This window comes from Rhodococcus pyridinivorans (genome assembly GCF_900105195.1).
In the GTDB taxonomy this organism is placed as follows: domain Bacteria; phylum Actinomycetota; class Actinomycetes; order Mycobacteriales; family Mycobacteriaceae; genus Rhodococcus; species Rhodococcus pyridinivorans.
The window spans coordinates 4668708-4683877 of sequence record NZ_FNRX01000002.1 but is presented as its reverse complement, the minus strand read 5'-3'; the positions used below and the strand labels follow the sequence as shown (position 1 = coordinate 4683877).

Below are 15170 nucleotides of genomic sequence, written 5' to 3'. Positions count from 1 at the left end.
TGAAGGGACCCGACGCCCAGTGTCACCGCACGTGGATACCGTCTCCCACGCCGCCGAAACCCCCGACGCCGCTCAGCCCTATCGGGAGCTGGGTCTGAAGGAAGACGAGTACACCCGGATCAAGGAGATCCTGGGCCGTCGCCCCACCGACGCCGAACTCGCCATGTACTCGGTGATGTGGTCCGAGCACTGCTCGTACAAGTCGTCGAAGGTGCACCTGCGCTATTTCGGCGAGACCACCACCGACGAGATGCGTGAGTCGATGCTCGCGGGCATCGGTGAGAACGCCGGCGTCGTCGACATCGGCGACGGCTGGGCCGTGACCTTCAAGGTCGAGTCGCACAACCACCCGTCCTACATCGAGCCATACCAGGGCGCCGCGACCGGCGTGGGCGGCATCGTCCGCGACATCATGGCCATGGGCGCCCGCCCGATCGCCGTGATGGACCAGCTCCGCTTCGGCGCCGCCGATCACCCCGACACCCGTCGCGTCGTCGACGGTGTCGTGCGCGGTGTCGGCGGCTACGGCAACTCCCTGGGCCTGCCCAACGTCGGTGGCGAGACCGTCTTCGACGCCTCCTACCAGGGCAACCCGCTCGTGAACGCGCTGTGCGCGGGTGCGATGCGCGTGGAGGACCTGCACCTCGCCCACGCTTCCGGCACGGGCAACAAGGTCATCCTGTTCGGCGCCCGCACCGGCCTCGACGGCATCGGCGGCGTATCCGTCCTCGCCTCCGAGACCTTCGACGACAGCGCCGGCGGCCGCCCCAAGAAGCTCCCGAGCGTGCAGGTGGGCGACCCCTTCACCGAGAAGGTGCTCATCGAGTGCTGCCTCGACCTCTACCGCGAGAAGCTCGTCGTCGGCATCCAGGACCTCGGCGGTGCCGGTCTGTCCTGCGCGACCTCCGAGCTCGCCGCCGCCGGCGACGGTGGCATGCACATCAACCTCGAGCGTGTCCCGACGCGCGCGAAGGGCATGACCCCGGCCGAGGTGCTGTCCTCGGAGTCGCAGGAACGCATGTGCGCGGTCGTCACGCCCGACAACGTCGACGCCTTCATGGACGTCTGCAAGAAGTGGGACGTCCTGGCCACCGTCATCGGTGAGGTCACCGACGGCGACCGCCTCGTCATCGACTGGCACGGCGAGACCGTCGTCGACGTGCCGCCGCGCACGGTCGCGCACGAGGGCCCGGTCTACGAGCGCCCCGTCGAGCGCCCGGCCTCGCAGGACGAGCTGATCGCGAACACCACCGCCGGCCTGAAGCGTCCGGAGACCGCCGACGAGCTGCGCGAGACGCTGCTGAAGATGCTCGCGTCGCCGGCGCTGTGCAGCCGCAAGTGGATCACCGAGCAGTACGACCGCTACGTGCGCGGCAACACGGTGCTCGCCGAGAACGCCGACGCCGGTGTGGTCCGTATCGACGAGGAGACCGGCCGCGGCATCGCGCTCGCGACCGACGCTTCGGGCCGCTACACGCAGCTCGATCCGTACACGGGCGCCCAGCTCGCCCTCGCCGAGGCCTACCGCAACGTCGCCGTCACCGGTTCGACGCCGAAGGCCGTCTCGAACTGCCTGAACTTCGGTTCGCCCGAGGACCCCGGCGTGATGTGGCAGTTCCAGCAGGCCGTGCGCGGCCTCGCGGACGGCTGCGCGAAGCTCGGCATCCCCGTCACCGGTGGCAACGTCAGCTTCTACAACCAGACCGGCGCCACCGCGATCCTGCCGACCCCGGTCGTCGCGGTGCTCGGTGTAATCGACGATGTGCACCGTCGCATCCCCACCGGCGTCGGCCTCGAGCCGGGCGAGACGCTGATCCTGCTCGGCGAGACCCGCGACGAGTTCGACGGCTCCATCTGGGCGCAGGTCGAACACGACCACCTCGGTGGTGTCCCGCCGAAGGTCGATCTCGACCGTGAGCGGCTGCTGTCGGAGATCCTCACCGCCGGTTCGCGCGACGGCCTGATCTCCGCCGCACACGACCTGTCCGAGGGTGGTCTCGCGCAGGCCGTCGTCGAGGCCGCACTCGCGGGCGAGACCGGCTGCCGCGTGCTGCTCCCCGAGGGCGCCGATCCGTTCGTGACGTTGTTCTCCGAATCTGCCGGCCGCGTGCTCGTGGCCGTGCCGCGCACCGAGGAATCGCGCTTCACGGGCATGTGCACCGCACGCAACATGCCGTGGGTGCGCATCGGCGTCGTCGACGAGGGATCCGACTCCGTCGAGATCCAGGGCCTGTTCTCGATCCCCATGACCGAGCTGCGCGAGGTGTGGGAAGGGACCCTGCCTGCCCTGTTCGGGTAACCGTGCCGGCCACCCAGGTCGATCGACTGGCGGCGTTCGAGGCCCGGCAGGGCCGGATCATCGCCGCGGTCACCGACTTCGGTGAGCGCCACCCCCTCACCGCGCGGGTGTGGGGGTGGCTCGGCCTGGACTTCACGGGCGTCGCCTTCGCCGCGCTGTTCTTCTGCTGGTCGCTGACGCCGTCGCTGCTTCCGCGCGACTGGCTCTTCCAGGGCCTGATCGGCGGCATCAACGCCGCGATCGGGTACGGCGTCGGATGCGTCGTCGGCTGGCCCGTGGCCCGCTTCCTGCTCCCCGCGTGGCGATGGTGGCCGCCGCCGCTGCCTGTGCTGCGTGCCATCAAGGTCGCGGTTCCGGTCGCGGCCGTTCTCGCGTCGCTCGTCGCGCTCGTGCTCTCCGCCGGCGAGCAACGCCAGCTCGCCGCCCTGATGGGTGTCGAGGGCACCACGACCTCGGGATATCTGCGCACCATCGTGCTGAGCGTCGCGGTCGCTGCCGCCCTCATCGCTCTGTGGCGCGGGTTGCGCGACATCGTCCGCTGGGTGTCGATGCTGCTCATGCGCCGCACCCGGATGCCGCTCGGTCTCGCCCGCACGCTCGGCGTTCTCGTCGTCGTGCTGGCGACCTTCATGCTCATCGACGGCGTGCTCGTCCGAGGCTCCTACGCGATCGTCAATCAGGCGTTCGGCCTGGAGGACGACACCACTCGTCCCGGGGCGATCCAACCGGTCGACCCCGCAAAGTCCGGCAGTCCCGAGTCCCTCGCGGCCTGGGAGACGCTCGGATTCGAGGGTCGCAACTTCGTCTCGCGAGGACTCGACGCCGAGGAACTGACCGCCGTCAACGGCAGTCCCGCACCGGAACCGATCCGCGTGTACGTCGGTCTCGACACCGCACCCACCCCGGAAGAACGCATCGACCTCGTCCTCGCGGAACTCGAGCGGACCGGTGCCTTCGACCGCTCGACGCTCGTCCTGATCCCCACCACCGGCACCGGCTGGGTCAATCCCACCGCGGCCCGCGCGATGGAGCTCGTGCACAACGGCGACCTGGCGATGGTGGCCTGGCAGTACTCCTACCTCCCGAGCTGGATCTCCTTCCTCGCCGACCGTGAGAAGGCTGCGGCCGCAGGCAAGATGCTGATCGAGCGGGTACACGAACGCTGGTCGCAGCTGCCCGAGGACGACCGCCCCGATCTGTTCCTCTACGGCGAGAGCCTCGGCACGCAGTCGGGGGAGGGTGCCTTCGACAGCCTTGCCGAGATCCGCGCCCAGATGGACGGGGTGTTGTGGGTGGGCCCGCCCAACTCCAACCGTCTGTGGCGGCAGCTCGTCGAGCGCCGCGATCCCGGCACGACCGAGGTGCAACCGGTGTACGCGGACGGTCTCGTCGTGCGCTTCGCAGACAGCCGGGAGGCGATCCACGAGCCCGACACACCGTGGCTGTCGCCGCGCGTGCTCTACATCCAGCACGCCTCGGATCCCGTCGTCTGGTGGTCGCCGGACCTGTTGTTCTCCCGCCCCGACTGGCTGTCGGAGCCGCCCGGACGCGACCGGCTGCCGCAGATGCGGTGGTTCCCCTTCGTCACCTTCTGGCAGGTCTCCGCAGACCTCACCAACGCTGCCGGCGTCCCCGACGGACACGGCCACAACTACGGGTCGGCGGTGCTCGAGGGATGGATCGAGATCACCCAGCCCGAGGGCTGGAGCGAGAACGACACCGAGCGGGTGCGCATCGCCCTCGAGGCGTTCGCGGAGGACGACGGGCCCGAGAAATGACATCGCGAGTCGCTGCAGTGACCGGTACCGCCATGAGCTGCACCGCTGCGGGATGTGCCGCCGCGCTGGTCGCGTGGAACAACCTCGTCCTCCCGGCGATGGATCTCGGTCCGCGCGGCCGGGCCGCAGCGAACGCCGGATTCGGTGTCGCGCTCGCCGCGGCGACCCGCGCGGCCGGGGTCTCCGCAACCGAGCTCGGCTGGCGCGGGGCAGGGAAGGGCCTGCGGTGGGGGACCGCGTCGGTGGTCCTGCCCGTCGCGGCCTACACGGTGATGCTCGCCGTCCCACCCGTACGACGGCGGATGGCCGCCGGAGCGCGACGCGCCGACCACACCGAGTGGGTCTTCGTGCACATCCCCTTCGGGACGGTCCTGGCCGAGGAGCTGCTGTTCCGATCGGTTCTGTACGCCCTGACCCGCCGCGAGTCACGGAGGTGGCACCGGGTGCTGACCTCGGTAGCCTTCGGGCTCTGGCACGTCGCCCCCGCCCGGCACGCCGGGGACTCGGTGCCCGGAACCGTCGCGCTCACCGCCCTGAGCGGGGTGGTGTTCGACGAACTGCGACGACGGACCGGCAGCGTCGTCGCGCCGATGCTCCTGCACCTGGCGATCAACGCCGGCGGGGCCGTCGCCGTGGGCATCGCGACGAGGCTGCGTACTTCCGAGCGCGACGCGCGTCGCTAGGGTGTGCTGCCATGGCACCCCGGAGACCCGTCGACCCCGCCGAACTGCGCGCAGCTCTCGAACGGGTGGGTCCGTGGATGAGGGGGGAGAGCGACGAGAAACCGCCGCGCTCCGATCTCGCCGCCGCTGTGCGGCTCAGTGCCCGCAGCCTCGAGCAGATAGCCCCTGGGTCGAGTGTGGAGGTTAGGGTGCCGCCTTTCGTGGCCGTCCAGTGCATCGAAGGCCCGCGTCACACGCGGGGGACACCACCGAACGTCGTCGAGACCGATCCGCGGACGTGGCTGCGTCTGGTGGTCGGCAGCATCGATTTCGCCGGGGCCGTGGACTCGGGTGCGGTGGAGGCGTCGGGTGGGCGCGCAGCGGAGATCGGACGGCTGCTCCCGATCGCCCGACTCTGACGTTTGCCGGGGTTCACGCCGGGCGTCCGGGAAGAAGCACCCCGCGCTGCCCGTAGAATGGGGGGAGCCCCGCTTGTCCAGCCTCAGGGAGCACGTCCGTGACCAGTGCCGATCTGTCGGTCCACACACGTAATCTTCTCGCCTCCACCGAACCCGAGAACGAACCCCGCGAAGAGTGCGGAGTGTTCGGAGTGTGGGCTCCCGGCGAGGACGTGTCGAAGCTCACTTACTACGGTCTCTATGCGCTGCAGCACCGAGGGCAGGAAGCTGCGGGCATCGCCGTGGCCGACGGTTCGCAGGTGCTCGTGTTCAAGGATCTCGGTCTCGTCAGCCAGGTCTTCGACGAGCAGACGCTCGCCGCGATGACCGGCCACATCGCCATCGGCCACTGCCGTTATTCCACAACCGGGTCGACGACCTGGGAGAACGCGCAGCCGATCTTCCGCACCACCGCCGCCGGCTCGGGCGTCGCGCTCGGCCACAACGGCAACCTCGTCAACACCGCCGAACTCGCCGAACGCGGACGTCGTCTCGGCGTGCTCGATCCCACACGGCCCGGTGCGGCGAACTCCGACTCCGACACCGTCGGTGCGTTGCTCGCTCACGGCGCGAAGGACAGCACGATCGAAGAGGCCGCGATGAAGCTGCTCCCGCAGCTGCGCGGCGCGTTCTGCCTGACCTTCATGGACGAGCACACCCTCTACGCGGCCCGCGACCCCTGGGGTATCCGCCCGCTGTGCCTCGGACGCCTCGACCGCGGCTGGGTCGTCGCCAGCGAGACCGCCGCCCTCGACATCGTCGGTGCCTCCTTCGTTCGCGACATCGAGCCCGGCGAACTGCTCGCGATCGACGCGGACGGTGTGCGCTCGTCGCGCTTCGCGAACCCCGAACCCAAGGGCTGCGTCTTCGAGTACGTCTACCTCGCGCGCCCCGACTCGACCATCGCCGGTCGCTCCGTCCACGCGACCCGCGTGGAGATCGGCCGCCGGCTCGCGAAGGAACACCCGATCGACGGCGATCTGGTCATCCCGGTACCCGAGTCGGGCACCCCGGCCGCCGTCGGTTACGCGCAGGGCTCGGGGATCCCGTACGGCCAGGGCCTGATGAAGAACGCCTACGTCGGCCGCACCTTCATCCAGCCCAGCCAGACCATCCGCCAGCTCGGTATCAGGCTCAAGCTCAACCCGCTGCGCGAGGTGATCCGCGGTAAGCGCCTCGTCGTCGTCGACGACTCGATCGTGCGTGGCAACACCCAGCGCGCCCTGATCCGCATGCTGCGCGAGGCCGGTGCTCTCGAGATCCACGTGCGCATCGCCTCGCCGCCGGTCAAGTGGCCCTGCTTCTACGGCATCGACTTCGCGTCGCCGGCCGAGCTGATCGCCAACGGTGCAGGTACCCGCGACACCGTCGAGGAGGGGCACGACTACGACGAGATGGTCGAGATGGTGCGCAGGTCGATCGGTGCCGACTCGCTCGGCTACATCTCGATCGACGGCATGATCGGCGCCACCGAGCAGCCCGCATCCCGTTTGTGCGCTGCATGTTTCGACGGCCACTACCCGATCGCCCTCCCCAGCGAACATCAGGCGGGCAAGGACGTCCTCGCCGGCGTCGTCGACACCGATTCGGCCACCCCGACCGTGTTGGACAACGACAACGCGGACGTTCTCAGTCGGCCGTAGAAGCTGGTCGGGTACCGTAAGTGCCGCGGTCGGCACGGTTCGGCGTGCGTTTCGCATGCCCGGACGCAGGTGTGCCTGCCCGCATGTAGCCAGATATTTCACGACAAGACACAACTCGAGGCTGGAGCCGACAACTCATGACCGAGGACGCAACCCCCGGAGCTTCCTACGCCGCGGCGGGCGTGGACATCGAGGCCGGTGACCGAGCCGTCGAACTGTTCGCCCCGCACGCGAAGAGGGCCACCCGCCCGGAGGTCATGGGCGGCCTGGGTGGGTTCGCCGGTCTGTTCGCGCTCAAGGACGGATACAAGGAGCCGCTGCTCGCGGCGTCCACCGACGGTGTCGGCACCAAGCTCGCGGTGGCGCAGGCACTCGACAAGCACGACACGGTCGGTCTCGACCTCGTCGCCATGGTCGTCGACGACCTTGTGGTCTGCGGCGCCGAGCCGCTCTTCCTGCAGGACTACATCGCCGTCGGCCGCGTGGTGCCCGAGCGGGTCGCGGAGATCGTCGCCGGCATCGCCGAGGGCTGCGTCCAGGCCGGTTGCGCGCTGCTCGGTGGCGAGACCGCCGAGCACCCGGGCGTCATGGCGGCCGACGACTACGACCTGTCCGCGACCGGCGTGGGTGTCGTCGAGGCCCAGAAGCTGCTCGGACCCGACCGCGTGCGCCCCGGCGACGTCGTCATCGCGATGGGCGCCTCGGGTCTGCACTCGAACGGCTACTCGCTCGCCCGCAAGGTGCTGCTCGACATCGGCAAGATGAGCCTGACGGCGCACGTCGACGAGTTCGGTCGCACCCTCGGCGAGGAGCTGCTCGAGCCCACCCGTATCTACGCCAAGGACTGCCTCGCGCTCGCCGCCGAGACCGAGGTGCGTACCTTCTGCCACGTCACCGGTGGTGGTCTCGCCGCGAACCTCGCGCGCGTGATGCCCAAGGGGCTCGTCGCAGAGCTCGACCGCACCACCTGGAGCCCGGCTCCGGTCTTCGGCCTCATCGCGCAGCGCGGACGGGTCGAGCGGGTCGAGATGGAAAAGACCTTCAACATGGGCGTCGGCATGGTGGCCATCGTGGCCCCCGAGGACGTCGACCGGGCTCTGGCGGTGCTCACCGCCCGGCACATCGACTGCTGGACGCTCGGCACGGTCCGCAAGGCGCAGGACGGCGCCGACGAGCGCGCGGTGCTGCTCGGAGACCACCCGCGCTTCTGACGGGCGCGCGTCGCCCGACGCGAACACGACGAAAGGCCGGTTCCCCCAGGATGAATGGGGGAACCGGCCTCTCGGCTACTGCCGTGTTGTGAACTCGGAAGTCACAGGCTCGAAGGCTGCGGACGGTGACGAGCGCCGTCCGGCCTCGCGTCGAACGCCGACCACACCACCGACGGAGGGGGAGCCGAAAGTCGGCCTCCCCCTCCGTCGGAGAGTGATATCAGGTCAGCGACGCCAGTCGTCGTCGTAGTCGTCGTCCCAACCGGAACGTTGCTCGGCGAAGACTTCGTCCCGCTGCGAGTTGGTTGCTCCGCCAGACAGCTCTCGCTGGAGGCTCTCGAAGTCGGTGGACGGCGAGCTGTACTTGAGTTGCCGTGCAACCTTGGTCTGCTTTGCCTTAGCCCGGCCGCGGCCCATGGCCAACCCCCTCGCGCTTTGACGGGGCGGCCTGGGGAAAAGTGGCGGCCCCGGTGTGTTGAGTATTTTCCTGACGCCCACTTTAGCGTGGAAACTTCGGTTGCGCCTCCACACACCCGGCTGGGCCGGTGTCCGTTACGCCTCATAACGACCCGACCTGCATGAATGCTGTTGAAATGTGATAGAGATGCCCTTCAGAACACCCCCGGGACGGCCCGGACGGTGCCGACTCGCACGCCACCACCGAAGACCGGTGCCGACGAGAGCACCGCCAGCCGTTCGGAATCGAAGGTCGCGGCGTTCGCGGCGGCACCCGCTCCGAGGCGGTGGAGCAGGGCCGCGGTGAGCGGGAGGCGTGCCCGCTCGTGCCCGTCGTCGATCTTGAAGGCGAAAGATGTGCCGTCCGGCAGCGCGCCGGCGTGGATCCCGTCGGCGCCCGCCTTGCACAGCAGACCGCCCACCGCGCGCATGAGCTTCAGATCGTCCTTGCCGGTGCCGGAGATCAGGAACGGATGCTCGCGCACCGCGTCGGCGACGGCGCGCTCGGGCGTGCCGACCTCCGCCGTCGCGAGCCGCGAGTAGGCGCGGGCGAGATTGAACAGGGGGACGGGCACGATCGGCAGACCACAGCCGTCGATTCCGAGATCGGTGTCCTCGATGTCGCCGGTCAGTTCGAGGATCGTCTCGGTCACCAGCTGCTGCAGCGGGTGGCCGGCGTCGGTGTAGCCGTCGGTGTCCCAGCCGTTCGCCGCGCACGCCGCGAGCATCGCCGCGTGCTTGCCCGAGCAGTTCATGTAGATCGACCGCGGCGTGCGTCCGGCGGCGAGCACCTCGGCGCGGGTGAGTTCGTTGCCGGGCAGATCCGTCGGGCAGCGCAGGTCCTTCTCGGTGAAACCGGCACCGGACAGGATCCGCTCGACGGCCTCCACGTGGTCGGCCTCACCTTCGTGCGACGCCGTGGCGATCGCGAGTTCGGCGGAGTCGCGGGGGACGAAGCCGGCGCGCAGCAGCGCGACCGCCTGCATCGGCTTGTTCGACGACCGCGGATAGATCGGCGTGTGCACCTCGCCCAGCGAGACGAGGACCTCGCCGTCCGGGTCCAGAACGATCAGCGAGCCGCGGTGGATGCACTCCCGGAAGCCCGAGCGCACCACCTCGACCAGTTCGACGCTCAACGACTCTCTCCCTTCCGTGCCCGCCCCTCCTGTGGTCGTCCGGCGAGGCGGCGGGCCTTGTCGGCGACGCTGGGAGCGATGTCGGCCTGCTGCTCGAGCATCGCGGCGACCCGCTCGTGGCCCTGCCCGGTGAACAGATCGCGCACCGTGGCCGCGTGGGAGGGGACGTGCTCGACGACGATGCGGTCGCCCGCGGCCACCGGTCCCTCGGAGATCACCTTCAGGTACGCGCCGCAATCGCCGCGAGCGACGAACCGGGTGGCCCAGTCGCCCTCCTCCGAACGGATCGCGAAGGTGCGGCAAGGGGTACGGGGGCCGGTCACCTCGAGGAGCAGACCGCCGTCGCCGACGCGCCACCGCTCGCCGATGACGGCGTCGGTGGGGGAGAACCCGGCGACGTGCAGATTCTCGCCGAACCAACCGATGGGCAGTTCCCGGTCGAGTTCGGTGCCCCAGCGGCGCGACTCGTCCTGAGAGAAGGCGTAGACGGCCTTGTGGACGCCGCCGTGGTTGGCGGTGTCGCACTGGCGGTCGCCGGTCAAGCCGAGCTCGCCGACGTGCACCGGCCCGTCGACGGGACGCTTGTCGATCGCGGTGACGGGATTACGCCGCAGTCCGGTCTCGTGCAGCGTGTGCACGACGCAGACCGCTGCGACGGTCCCCGACGCCGGCCGCGTGCCGGCCGTCTCGGCGGTCACCGGCCGCGCAATCGGTCGACCGCCGCCCTTCCTGCCTGGATGCCGTCGTCGGGAGGGATGGAGTCGGGGTCGATGGACGCCGCGCACGGTCCTGCGACGAGGGCCGTGTCGGGCGTGATGGTGCGCTTGACGAGCGCAAGCGCGATCGGCCCGAGTTCGTGATGGTCGACGATCGTGCCGATGCGTCCGACCGCGCGACCTCCGGCGGTGATGTCGTCGCCCGTCTCGGGTCGTCCGTCGGCCGAGCCGTCGAGATGGAGAAGGACGAGATGTCGCGGGGGCTTGCCGAGGTTGTGGACCCGCGCGACGGTCTCCTGACCGCGGTAGCAGCCCTTGTCGAGGTGGACGGCGCCGTACTGCTCGGGTCCGCCGACCCAGCGGGCCTCGTGGGGGATGGTGCGCTCGTCGGTGTCGACACCGATCCGGGGACGGACCGCTTCGACGCGCAGGGCCTCGAACGCCCAGCTGCCGGCCGGACGCGCGCCGGCGTCCCGCAGGGCGGTGAAGATCGCGGTGAGCGACTCGCGTGGCACCAGGAGGTCGAAGGAGTGCTCGGTGGGCCACGGCATGCGGCGGACGAAGCCACCGGCGGGCAGGGCGACGGCGGCATAGGGTTCGGCCGGCAGCGCGTCGATCCCGAGCACGGCGAGCACGGCGGGGCTGCCGGCGTCCGGCCCGAGGAGGCTCAGGACCGCGAGTTCGTTGCCGTCGCGGGGTTCTGCCTTCGCCCAGAACACCATCTTCTTCAGGAAGGCCAGCAGGTCGGGTCCGCGGTCGGCTTCGGTGTCGATCCACGTCACGCCGTCGAGGTCGGTCTGCACGAAGTGGTGTTCGACGCGGCCGTTCGCGTCGAGGCTCAGGTTCTCGGCGGAGGTGCCGTTCGGGAGCGACGCGATGTGCTGGCTGGAAATGGTGTGCAGCCAGCTCAGGCGTTCGTCGCCCGGAACAGCGAGGACGAAGCGGGTGGAACGGTCGACCACGGCGGCGGACGTGGCGGCGGCACGTTGCTCGCCGAGCGGGTCGCCGTAATGCCAGGGAAGTCCGGCATCGGGCCCGCCGGAAGGCGAGGCGACTGCGCCGGGAAGTGCGAGAAGGGCGCTTTCGGACACGATCGGAGACTCGGTCACGACACCAGTCTATGGGGAACCGGCCGACAGGTCTGCCAGTGGCTAGGCTGAGCGCCATGGCTGAGCGGGTGCTGGTGACGCTGGACGGCGAGGTGAGGGATGCGGACGCACCCCTTCTGCACGCCGACGATTTCGGTGTTCTTCGTGGCGACGGGGTGTTCGAGACGTTGCTCGTGCGAGGCGGCCGGGCGCGTGCGCTCGAACTGCATCTCGCCCGGCTCGCGGCGTCCGCGGCCGCCGCACAGTTGCCCGAACCCGATCGCGACGACTGGCGGCTCGCCGTCGACGTGGCACTCGAACAGTGGGGCGCCGAGCAGGAGGGCGTGCTGCGCCTGGTCTACACGCGTGGTCGTGAGGGCGCCGACACGCCGACGGCCTTCCTGCTCCTGACGCCGGTGGCCGAGCGCGTCGGCATCGCACGGCGCGACGGCGTGTCCGTGGTGACCCTCGAACGGGGTTTTTCGACCGATCTGGCGCAGAAGGCGCCGTGGCAGCTCCTCGGTGCCAAGACGCTGTCGTACGCGACGAACATGGCGGCACTGCGTCACGCCGAGTCGGTCGGCGCCGACGACGTGATCTTCGTCAGTGCCGAGGGCTACGTGCTCGAGGGTCCGCGGTCGACGGTGCTCGTCGCGCGTGGCCGGACATTGCTCACTCCGCCGCCGGAGCAGGGGATCCTCCCCGGCACCACGCAGCAGGCACTGTTCGACCTGGCGGGGGAGCGGGACTTCACGGTCCGGTACGAGCCGCTGCGCCCGGCGGATCTCGTCGTCGCCGACGGTCTCTGGCTGATCTCCAGCGTGGCGCTCGCGGTGCGGGTGCACACCCTCAACGGGCACGCGCTGGTCTCGCGGGTCCAGGAGGGCGAGATCGAAGGCCTCGTCGACGAGGCGGTCGACGCCGCTTCGTGAGCGAATCGGTCGATGCAGCTTCCTGAGTGGCGGCGGGTGTGCCCCCGCGGGTGATCCGTATCCGATGTGACGTGAGTCCGATGTGTCGGGCGACACGAACCTGTCCCACTTCGCGCAATCGCTACTACATTCGGTAGTAGCAAGGCCGGAGCAGTACTACCGGCGTGTCTTCGCGAACGAGAACCGCAGCGTCGGCCCCGCTCCGGATCTCCGTATCGACCGGGCCTCACTCGGAGTGGCAATGGACGTCTTGGATCTGTCCCGGTGGCAGTTCGGGATCACGACGGTGTATCACTTCATCCTCGTGCCGTTGACGATCGGCCTCGCGCCGCTCGTCGCGATCATGCAGACGATGTGGGTGGTCACCGGCAAGGATCACTGGTACCGCCTCACGAAGTTCTTCGGGAAGATGTTCCTGATCAACTTCGCGCTCGGTGTCGCGACCGGCATCGTGCAGGAATTCCAATTCGGCATGAACTGGAGCGAGTACTCCCGCTTCGTCGGCGACGTCTTCGGCGCACCCCTCGCCCTCGAAGGTCTCGTCGCCTTCTTCATGGAGTCGACCTTCCTCGGCCTGTGGATCTTCGGCTGGACGCGCCTGCCGAAACTCGTGCACCTCGCGACCATCTGGCTCGTCGCGATCGGCGTGAACGCCTCCGCCTTCTTCATCATCGCGGCGAACTCGTTCATGCAGCATCCCGTCGGGGCCACCTACAACCCCGAGACCGGCCGCGCCGAGCTGACGAGCATCTGGGAACTGCTCACCAACAACACCGCGCTCGCAGCCTTCCCCCACGCGGTCGCCGGCGGATTCCTCACCGCCGCAACCTTCGTCGCCGGCATCGGTGGCTGGTGGATGGTCCGCAACATGCGACGCGCCGCCGAGATCCGCACCTCGGAACCCGAGGAGGCCCAGCGCCTCGAGAACGACGCCCGCGGACTGTTCCGCCCCGCGACCCGCCTCGGCCTGATGGTCATGATCATCTCGGGCATCGGGTTGTTCGTCACCGGTGACGTCCAGGCCAAGCTCATGTTCGAGCAGCAACCGATGAAGATGGCCTCGGCCGAGTCGCTGTGCCACACCGAGACCGACCCCAACTTCTCGATCCTCACGATCGGCACGCACAACGACTGCGACGGCGTGATCCACGTCCTCGACGTGCCCTACGTGCTGTCCTTCCTCGCGCAGGGCGAGTTCAGCGGCGTGACCCTCCAGGGCGTCGAGGACCTGCAGGCGCAGTACGAACAGCAATTCGGCCCCGGCAACTACAAGCCCAACCTGTTCGTCACCTACTGGTCGTTCCGCGCGATGATCGGCCTCGCCGCCGGTTCCGCGGCCCTGGCCCTGGCCGGGCTGTGGGTCACCCGCGGCGGCCGGGTGCCCGACCAGAGGTGGTTCTCGACGCTGTCGCTCGTCGCGATCCCCACGCCCTTCCTCGCCAACAGTGCGGGCTGGATCTTCACCGAGATGGGCCGGCAGCCCTGGGTGGTGCATCCGAATCCCACGGGCGTGGACATGATCCGGCTCACCGTCGACCAGGGTGTCTCCGATCATGCGGCAGGAACGGTGCTCACCTCGCTGATCGCCTTCACCCTCGTCTACGCAGCGCTCGGCGTGGTGTGGTTCTGGCTCATCCGCAAGTACGCGATGGAAGGCCCGCAGGAGCACGACGCGCAACCGCCGGGCTCCGACGACGACACCGACGACACGCAGCCGAAACAGCTGTCCTTCGCGTACTAGGAGTGGGCGGACATGGGACTTCAGGAAATCTGGTTCATTCTCATCGCAGTATTGTTCACCGGCTACTTCGTCCTCGAGGGGTTCGACTTCGGTGTGGGCATGCACTTCCCGGTGCTCGGCCGCGGTAGGACCGTCGAGGCGGACACCCGGCGCCGGGTGCTGCTCAACACGATCGGTCCGGTCTGGGACGGCAACGAGGTCTGGCTCATCACCGCGGGTGGTGCGCTGTTCGCGGCGTTCCCCGAGTGGTACGCGACCCTCTTCTCGGGCTTCTATCTCCCGCTGCTGCTGATCCTGCTCGCCCTGATCGTGCGGGTGTGCGCCATCGAGTGGCGCGGCAAGGTCGACGATCCGACCTGGCGTCGCCGCTGCGACTGGGGGATCATCTTCGGCTCGTGGGTGCCCGCCGTGCTGTGGGGTGTGGCGTTCGCGAACATCGTGCGCGGCGTGGCGATCGACGCCGACAAGCAGTACGTCGGCGGATTCTTCGACCTGCTGAACCCGTACGCCCTGCTCGGCGGTGCGACGACGGCGCTGGTCTTCGCGCTGCACGGCGCGGTGTTCATCGCGCTCAAGACCGAGGGACAGGTCCGGACGGATGCCGTGGCGATGTCGCGGAAGCTGGCCGTGCCCGCCGTCCTCGTGGCCGGTGCGTTCGTGGTGTGGACCCAACTCGCCTACGGCAAGGGCTGGACGATCGCGCTCGTCGCCGTGGCGGCGATCTCCCTGCTCGCGGTGGTCGCGCTGACCATCGTCGCGCGTGAGGGCTGGGCGTTCGTGTTCACCACCGTCGCGATCGCCGCGACCTCGGTGTTGCTGTTCGCGTCGCTGTTCCCGAACGTCATGCCGTCGACCCTCGACCCGTCCTGGTCGCTGACGATCGAGAACGCGTCGTCGAGCCCGTACACACTGAAGGTCATGACGTGGGCCGCAGCGTTCATGACCCCGGTCGTCCTCGCCTACCAGGGCTGGACGTACTGGGTGTTCCGTCAGCGTCTGTCGACCGACCACATCCCGCACTCGATCGGTCTGAAGATCGGCTCGAAGTGA

Annotated in this window: 13 protein-coding genes; 9 read left to right on the top strand and 4 right to left on the bottom strand. The window is 69.2% G+C overall.

What is annotated here, in order from left to right; translation table 11 throughout:
* Window positions 1-19: 19 nt before the first annotated feature.
* The 6 genes from purL (at window position 20) to purM (ending at window position 8051) form a co-directional block, all read left to right on the top strand.
* A complete protein-coding gene (purL, locus tag BLV31_RS22270; protein WP_024103009.1) occupies window positions 20-2299 on the top strand; it encodes a phosphoribosylformylglycinamidine synthase subunit PurL in 2280 nt (759 codons plus the stop codon).
* 2 nt (window positions 2300-2301) lie between these two features.
* Window positions 2302-4077: an alpha/beta hydrolase gene (locus BLV31_RS22265; RefSeq protein WP_064061100.1), complete on the top strand. Its 1776-nt coding sequence runs from the start codon at window positions 2302-2304 to the stop codon at window positions 4075-4077.
* Window positions 4074-4760, top strand: a complete 687-nt coding sequence (locus BLV31_RS22260) for a CPBP family intramembrane glutamic endopeptidase (RefSeq protein ID WP_081263449.1) — start codon at window positions 4074-4076, stop codon at window positions 4758-4760. The genes BLV31_RS22265 and BLV31_RS22260 overlap by 4 nt, the downstream gene beginning before the upstream one ends.
* A gap of 11 nt (window positions 4761-4771) precedes the next feature.
* Entirely contained in the window at window positions 4772-5158 is a 387-nt protein-coding gene (locus tag BLV31_RS22255; protein WP_024103011.1) for a sterol carrier family protein, read from the top strand.
* Window positions 5159-5256: 98 nt separating this feature from the next.
* The gene (gene purF, locus BLV31_RS22250; RefSeq protein WP_006551815.1) at window positions 5257-6840 is read left to right on the top strand and encodes an amidophosphoribosyltransferase; all 1584 of its coding nucleotides are present in this window, start codon (window positions 5257-5259) and stop codon (window positions 6838-6840) included.
* A 137-nt stretch (window positions 6841-6977) separates the two neighbouring features.
* Complete coding sequence (gene purM, locus BLV31_RS22245; RefSeq protein ID WP_006551814.1) at window positions 6978-8051, top strand: phosphoribosylformylglycinamidine cyclo-ligase; 1074 nt, start codon at window positions 6978-6980, stop codon at window positions 8049-8051.
* 225 nt (window positions 8052-8276) lie between these two features.
* On the opposite strand, the gene BLV31_RS22240 is transcribed toward purM, so the two are convergent.
* From BLV31_RS22240 to ygfZ, 4 genes are all read right to left on the bottom strand, one after another.
* On the bottom strand, window positions 8277-8468 hold the full coding sequence (locus tag BLV31_RS22240) for a DUF3073 domain-containing protein (protein WP_006551813.1): 192 nt from the start codon (window positions 8466-8468) through the stop codon (window positions 8277-8279).
* Window positions 8469-8662: 194 nt separating this feature from the next.
* The gene (locus tag BLV31_RS22235; RefSeq protein ID WP_006551812.1) at window positions 8663-9643 is read right to left on the bottom strand and encodes an asparaginase; all 981 of its coding nucleotides are present in this window, start codon (window positions 9641-9643) and stop codon (window positions 8663-8665) included.
* Window positions 9640-10341, bottom strand: coding sequence for an MOSC domain-containing protein (locus tag BLV31_RS22230; RefSeq protein WP_064061101.1), 702 nt, complete (start codon window positions 10339-10341; stop codon window positions 9640-9642). Before BLV31_RS22230 ends, BLV31_RS22235 begins: the two co-directional genes overlap by 4 nt.
* Window positions 10338-11468: a CAF17-like 4Fe-4S cluster assembly/insertion protein YgfZ gene (gene ygfZ / locus BLV31_RS22225; RefSeq protein ID WP_006551810.1), complete on the bottom strand. Its 1131-nt coding sequence runs from the start codon at window positions 11466-11468 to the stop codon at window positions 10338-10340. The genes BLV31_RS22230 and ygfZ overlap by 4 nt, the downstream gene beginning before the upstream one ends.
* A gap of 56 nt (window positions 11469-11524) precedes the next feature.
* Here ygfZ and BLV31_RS22220 point away from each other — a divergent pair, with 56 nt between their 5' ends.
* The 3 genes from BLV31_RS22220 (at window position 11525) to cydB (ending at window position 15170) form a co-directional block, all read left to right on the top strand.
* Window positions 11525-12379: an aminodeoxychorismate lyase gene (locus BLV31_RS22220; protein ID WP_064061102.1), complete on the top strand. Its 855-nt coding sequence runs from the start codon at window positions 11525-11527 to the stop codon at window positions 12377-12379.
* Window positions 12380-12620: 241 nt separating this feature from the next.
* Window positions 12621-14120 (top strand): cytochrome ubiquinol oxidase subunit I, encoded by a 1500-nt coding sequence (locus tag BLV31_RS22215; RefSeq protein WP_006551808.1) that lies wholly within the window; start codon window positions 12621-12623, stop codon window positions 14118-14120.
* Between the two features lie 12 nt (window positions 14121-14132).
* Entirely contained in the window at window positions 14133-15170 is a 1038-nt protein-coding gene (gene cydB / locus BLV31_RS22210) for a cytochrome d ubiquinol oxidase subunit II (protein ID WP_006551807.1), read from the top strand.